The following is a 3,545-nucleotide window of genomic DNA, read 5'->3' on the forward strand; positions in this document are numbered from 1 at the left end:
GGGCGAGCTCGGCGGCCTGGGCGTGCCAGGACGCCGAGGTCGCTCCGCCGCCGCCCGGCAGCAGCACGAGTCGCCGCCCGTCGACGGGCCCGCACACGTTCAGGTACGTCTCCCCGCTTGTCACCCCTGTTGTTACCCCTGCGCCGTGGCCAACCCCATCGCATACGAGCCGCCGGACCGCCCCCGTCTGCGACTGCGAACAGTCGGTCGGGCGGGGGTGGCGTGAATCGCGCCACAGCATCGCCAGGTAACACGGGGTTCACACTTGAGCAATGATCGGGAAATCGCATGTTGACAGGCTGCCGGGCATGAATCGCGGCGCTCCAGTGCCGCTGCGCCGCAGCACCCGCAAGTGCGACGAATGACCCACCCCGAAGGATGTGGCCCGTGACCTTCAAGGCTGAGTACATCTGGATCGACGGCACCCAGCCGACGGCCAAGCTCCGTTCCAAGACGAAGATTCTGGCCGACGACGCCAAGGGCGCGGAGCTCCCGATCTGGGGCTTCGACGGGTCGTCCACGAACCAGGCCGAGGGGCACTCCTCGGACCGCGTGCTCAAGCCGGTCGCCAGCTTCCCGGACCCGATCCGCGGCGGCGACGACATCCTCGTCATGTGCGAGGTCCTTGAGATCGACATGACGCCGCACGAGTCCAACACGCGTGCCGCGCTCGCCGAGGTCTCGGCCAAGTTCGCCGCGCAGGAGCCGATCTTCGGCATCGAGCAGGAGTACACCTTCTTCGACGGCGCCCGTCCGCTGGGCTTCCCCGAGGGCGGCTTCCCGGCGCCCCAGGGCGGCTACTACTGCGGTGTCGGCGCCGACGAGATCTTCGGCCGCGAGATCGTCGAGGCCCACCTGGAGAACTGCCTGAAGGCCGGTCTCGCGATCTCCGGCATCAACGCCGAGGTCATGCCCGGCCAGTGGGAGTTCCAGGTCGGCCCGGTCTCCCCGCTGGAGGTCTCCGACCACCTGTGGATCGCCCGCTGGCTGCTCTACCGCACCGCCGAGGACTTCGGCATCTCCGCGACCCTCGACCCGAAGCCGGTCAAGGGCGATTGGAACGGCGCGGGCGCGCACACCAACTTCTCCACCAAGGCGATGCGCGAGGGCTACGACGCGATCATCACCGCGTGCGAGTCCCTCGGCGAGGGCTCCAAGCCCCTCGACCACGTCAAGCACTACGGCGCCGGCATCGACGACCGTCTGACGGGCCTGCACGAGACCGCCCCGTGGAACGAGTACTCCTACGGCGTCTCCAACCGTGGCGCCTCGGTCCGTATCCCGTGGCAGGTCGAGAAGGACGGCAAGGGCTACATCGAGGACCGCCGCCCGAACGCCAACGTCGACCCTTACCTCGTGACGCGCCTCATCGTCGACACGTGCTGCTCCGCGCTGGAGAAGGCCGGACAGGTCTGATCCGCAACCGCTTCTTCGAAGAGGCGTCCACCGTCGTGGTGGGCGCCTCTTCGCGTTGTCAGTGGCGGGTGCCATGGTGGGGGCATGGAGATCGACGGGGGTCTCGACATCAAGGTCGAGACGGAGAACGGACAGGCGTACACGCGGATTTCGGCGGTACGGCTGCGGGAGCTGGTGGCGCGGATCGGGGGCGCCCGTGACCGTTTCCTGGTCGTGCAGCGGATACCCGACCTCCCGGACGTGTTCGCCCAGGTGTGGCACGAGGAGGGCGGGGACTACCGGCTGGAACACCGGCTGAGTGAGAGCGAGTTCTACGGTACGAATCTCACGGACCCTGTGCGGGTGGCGGAGTTGCTGACCGGCTGGGCGCGGCAGACGGCCGGTTGGGACGCGGGCCTCGGCTGGGAGCCGGTCGGCCTGGGGCCCCGGGAGGATGTTCCCGAGCTGCCGGACGAGGTGCGGGAGAAGGTCGAGGAGCGGGTCCGGACGCGGCTGCGCTGCGGCTACGACGACCGGAAGACGCTGACCGAGATCGCCGAGGACTACCTCGTCAGAGGCGACGAGCGGCCGGTGTCCCGCGCGCAGGCCGCGCGGCTGGTGGACCGGCTGTGGGTGGAGCGGGTGGCCGAGCAGGCGGCCTGGGAGGGCGTCACCGACCCGGACCGGCTCACCCGCGCCTTCGAGGCACTGGACGCGAGCGGCATCACCGCCCGGGAGAACTTCGGCTGCTGCGGGGGCTGCGGCCTCGCGGAGATCGGCGCGGAGCGGGAGGGCACCCGGGGTTTCGTCTTCTTCCACGACCAAGTCACGGAGCGCGCCGTCGGGGGATACGGACTCGCTCTGCGCTACGGCGGGTTCGACGGCTCGGCCGAGACCGCCACAGCCGTCGGGCACGAGGTCCTGGCCGCGCTCCGGGCCGCCGGGCTGTCCGCCGACTGGGACGGCGATCCGGACGAGGCGATCGACGTCAAGCCGCTGACCTGGCACAGACGGCTGGTGGGATGAAGGACCGGACGTCAATTTCCCGCCAAGGGGGCGTCCAAGCTGTGAGAGGAGGGTCCTGTTGCGGGCGTGTGTCTGCTTCAATGGGCCCATGGGCAACTACCAGAAGTGCGGAGCGACGGGTCGCCATGACCTGGAGCCCTTCTGGCCTTCCCGTCAGCACCATGACTTCGACCGGGTGTGTTGTCGCGCGATGAACGCGCCGGCCCTCTAAAGCCGTACACCTTCGGCCTCCGGCCTGCGCGAATCGATGTACGTCCCTCGACGAACCTCTCGCGCGAAAGAGCTGACCTCTCATGGCGATCATCCGTTCTCTGCCCTCCGCCACTCTCAACGCTCCGGCCCCCTCCCCCGCCCCGAACAGTGCGCGGAACCATCTGCGTGCCGTCGACCGGGACGAGGTGATCGACGTGGCGGAGTTCCTGCCGCCGGGTGCCACCTGGCTGCCCGCGCCGCCGCACACGCTGCCCACGCTGCCGGGGCAGCCGCCGATGGTCGGGTACCTCGTCCTCATCCCGGCCGACAGCCCGCACCTCGCCCGGACCGGACACCCCGACGTCCTGCCCGACGGCGTACCCGACATCACCGTCGGCGCCGAACCGCTCGTCCGCATCGACACCGTGCAGCGCACCGCGCAGCTCAAGGGCGAGGAACTCGACCTCACGTACCTGGAGTTCGAACTCCTCGCCCACCTGGTGGCCCACCCCAACCGGGTGCACACCCGCGACCAGCTGGTCACCACGGTGTGGGGCTACGGGCACGTGGGCGACGGCCGTACCGTCGACGTCCACATCGCCCGGCTGCGCCGCAAGCTGGGCGTCGAGCACCGCAAGGCGATCCAGACGGTGCGCCGGGTCGGGTACAAGTACACGCCGCCGACCGCGCGTTGATCGTCTGCTGACGGCAGATTCGCGTTCCGTTCCGTGGGCCGTGCGGGCAGAGTCGCCGGTATGAGACTTCTGGTGCTGGGCGGTACGGAATTCGTGGGACGGGCCGTCGTGGAGGCGGCCCTCGGGCGGGGCTGGGAGGTGACCGTCCTCAACCGGGGACGGCACACCCCCTTGCCCGGGGTACGCGCGCTGCGGGGTGACCGCACCGCGCCCGGTGGGCTCGCCGCGCTGGCCGAG

General features: G+C 70.0%; 4 protein-coding genes. All 4 read left to right on the forward strand.

Translation table 11 applies throughout. From position 1 onward, the window contains the following. Positions 1 to 387 precede the first annotated feature (387 nt). The gene (glnII, locus tag R6V09_RS48785; protein ID WP_317887879.1) at positions 388 to 1,416 is read left to right on the forward strand and encodes a glutamine synthetase; all 1,029 of its coding nucleotides are present in this window, start codon (positions 388 to 390) and stop codon (positions 1,414 to 1,416) included. A gap of 84 nt (positions 1,417 to 1,500) precedes the next feature. Then, the gene (locus tag R6V09_RS48790; RefSeq protein WP_317887880.1) at positions 1,501 to 2,421 is read left to right on the forward strand and encodes a DUF6891 domain-containing protein; all 921 of its coding nucleotides are present in this window, start codon (positions 1,501 to 1,503) and stop codon (positions 2,419 to 2,421) included. Positions 2,422 to 2,714: 293 nt separating this feature from the next. After that, positions 2,715 to 3,308 carry a winged helix-turn-helix domain-containing protein gene (locus tag R6V09_RS48795; RefSeq protein WP_317887881.1) on the forward strand — a complete coding sequence of 198 codons (594 nt, stop codon included), beginning with the start codon at positions 2,715 to 2,717 and terminating at the stop codon, positions 3,306 to 3,308. A 60-nt stretch (positions 3,309 to 3,368) separates the two neighbouring features. Next, on the forward strand, positions 3,369 to 3,545 hold a 177-nt coding region (locus R6V09_RS48800), incomplete at its 3' end, for an NAD-dependent epimerase/dehydratase family protein (protein WP_317887882.1).

The organism is Streptomyces sp. W16 (genome assembly GCF_033194735.1).
Taxonomy (GTDB): Bacteria; Actinomycetota; Actinomycetes; order Streptomycetales; family Streptomycetaceae; genus Streptomyces.